Raw genomic sequence first — 752 nt, 5'->3', positions numbered from 1 at the left:
GCTATATTCTAGAAGGCGGCTTACAGGCATGGAAAGCTGTAGGGCTTCCTATTGTTGCCGACCGTGCCGCACCGGACATCATGCGGCAGGTGCAAACCATTGCGGGCAGTTTGATTCTGTTAGGCGTGCTGGCAGGTTGGTTGGTATCGCCTTGGTTTTATCTGATAGACGTGATGGTCGGCGCTGGCCTGTTGACGGCGGGGTTAACCGGATTCTGCGGCATGGCGCGCCTGCTGGCCAAAATGCCATGGAATCATTAAGCAAAGGCCGTCTGAAAGTTGCTGCTGAGGACATTATGACTGATAATTCGACCTCCTCATTTGCCGAAAAGCGTGAAAAATGACTATTGCCGACAATCAACCACCCTACGAAGAAGCCAGCGCTTTTCTCAAACTACTGGCCAATCCCAACCGCCTCGCCGTATTGTGCAAACTACATGAAAGGCCGCACAATGTAACTGAGTTGGCTGAATCATCCGGACTGCCGCAAGCGGCAATGTCCAGCCAATTAGCCCTACTACGTGAAGCCGGTTTGGTATCGTTTGAGGTGAACCATCGGGAACGGCAATATTACATTGCCGACCCGAGGGTAACCGAGATGATACAGTTGCTGTATTCCTTTTTCTGCGCAGAAAAATTTTGAAATGTTGCCGAGATAGGAAGGCCGTCTGAAAATTTTTCAGACGGCCTTTATTGTATTTATTTTCCGATGACCTTTTTATACTGCTTCTATATTTACACTTAAAGCCCGCG

Annotated in this window: 2 protein-coding genes; both read left to right on the top strand. The window is 49.3% G+C overall.

All coding sequences use genetic code 11. The features are described 5' to 3' along the window. Window positions 1-260 (top strand): rhodanese family protein (locus ACTHUM_RS16345; RefSeq protein WP_440403471.1); only part of this gene is annotated, 260 nt, incomplete at its 5' end. A 79-nt stretch (window positions 261-339) separates the two neighbouring features. After that, window positions 340-642: an ArsR/SmtB family transcription factor gene (locus ACTHUM_RS16340; RefSeq protein ID WP_107791816.1), complete on the top strand. Its 303-nt coding sequence runs from the start codon at window positions 340-342 to the stop codon at window positions 640-642. Window positions 643-752 lie beyond the last annotated feature (110 nt).

The organism is Neisseria sp. P0021.S006 (assembly GCF_051956895.1).
This window is presented reverse-complemented; position numbering and strand designations above follow the sequence as displayed.